Origin of the sequence: Rhodoferax sp., from assembly GCF_014859475.1 — a bacterium.
Taxonomy (GTDB): Bacteria; Pseudomonadota; Gammaproteobacteria; order Burkholderiales; family Burkholderiaceae_C; genus Rhodoferax.
The window spans coordinates 1-1,384 of the sequence record NZ_JACUUE010000346.1 but is presented as its reverse complement, the minus strand read 5'-3'; the positions used below and the strand labels follow the sequence as shown (position 1 = coordinate 1,384).

General features: G+C 64.8%; 1 protein-coding gene. It reads right to left on the bottom strand.

Annotated elements, in window-relative coordinates; genetic code table 11:
- Positions 1-42 precede the first annotated feature (42 nt).
- Complete coding sequence (locus IBX54_RS15120) at positions 43-1,317, bottom strand: hypothetical protein (protein WP_296543472.1); 1,275 nt, start codon at positions 1,315-1,317, stop codon at positions 43-45.
- Positions 1,318-1,384 lie beyond the last annotated feature (67 nt).

Sequence of the window (1,384 nt, the reverse complement as noted above, 5' to 3'; positions counted from 1 at the left end):
CAAAGTCATCCCAATCCATGCGTTTGAGCAAGTCTTGTGTCTTCATGCGCTGACCATTTGCCAATCAGGGTAACTGGCGCGCGCCTGGTCGAGCATGTTGGCTGCCAACAGGGGCTTGCCCACCAGGGGGTTGGCGGCCAGGGCTGCCACGCGGGCTTGGTGGTCGCCTGCAGCGGCGGCTTTGGCGGTGAGGCGCTGGTAGCGTTCAAGCTGTTTGGCCAGTCCGTAAAACGAAGTGGGCAAGCGCGGCGCGGGCATCCGCTCGATGCCGGCACGTGACACCCGCACCCGGGTCTCGACCACGGTGTCGTGCGTAAAGGCCGCCGTGGCGCCCAGGTTGGGCAGGTTCAGCACCAGTTCATGCGGCGTGCTGGATGCCAGTGCCCGGATGACGGTCACGGCCAGGTCGCCAAAACCAGCCGAGCCACGGAAGAATTTCAGCTCTGGCCGGGCCCGCTTGCCCTCGGCCTCGAAGTGGGTGTAATACCGCTCCAGCGAGGCTGCCACCACGTCGCTGCGCGGACCATGCTGCTTCGCGTGCGCCACAAAGGCTTCTGGAAACAGGTAGTAAGGCAGGTAGGAGTTGGGCCAGTAGCCGGGCTGCTCATGCGCCATCTGGAGCGACAGGGCAAAGCGCAGCTTGTGCTCGTCGTCGTAGTCGTCGGGTGGTGCCAGCGACGCACTGAGCGCCGCCAGCGGGGCACCGTCGATCAGCACTTCGCTGTACCAGGTGGCATGGTTGAGTCCGTTGCAGCGAAAGGTGTAACGCGCCGGGCGGTCCATGGCATGGCACAGCGCCAGCAGGTCTTCGTCTGACTGGTCGCACAGGCCGATCACCTTGATGCCGCCACGATCACAGATGGCCTGCGTCACGATGTTGCTGGGGTTGGTGTAGTTGAGCAAAATGGCATCGGGCGCCAGGTCTTGCATGATGGCGGCCACGCGCAAGGCCTCGGGCACCGAGCGCAGGGCAAAAAAGAAGCCGCCCGGGCCCACCGTTTCCTGCCCCGGCAAGTCAAATTCCAGTGGCAGGGTTTCGTCGATGCGGCGTGCCGCCAAGCCACCAGGCCTGGTCGAGTTGAGCACCAGATCGGCGCCCGCAATGGCAGCCTCCAGCGTGGGTGCCACTTCCACTGTGAAGGCGCCGGCCTGTTGGGCCATGGCGCTGGTGAGGCGGGCCACGATGGTCAGGTGGTCGGCATCAAGGTCGTACAGCCGCACGGTGGTCAAAGGCAGTTCGCCCGCATGGGCAATCAGGGCCTGCAGCAGGCCCGGTGTGTAGGCGCTGCCGCCGCCCAGAATGGTCAGGGTTTGCATAAGTTCTCCTGGGTTAGACCGGCCATCAGGCCGGGGTCGGTGACCAGGCCACCGGTCTGGGTCAAAA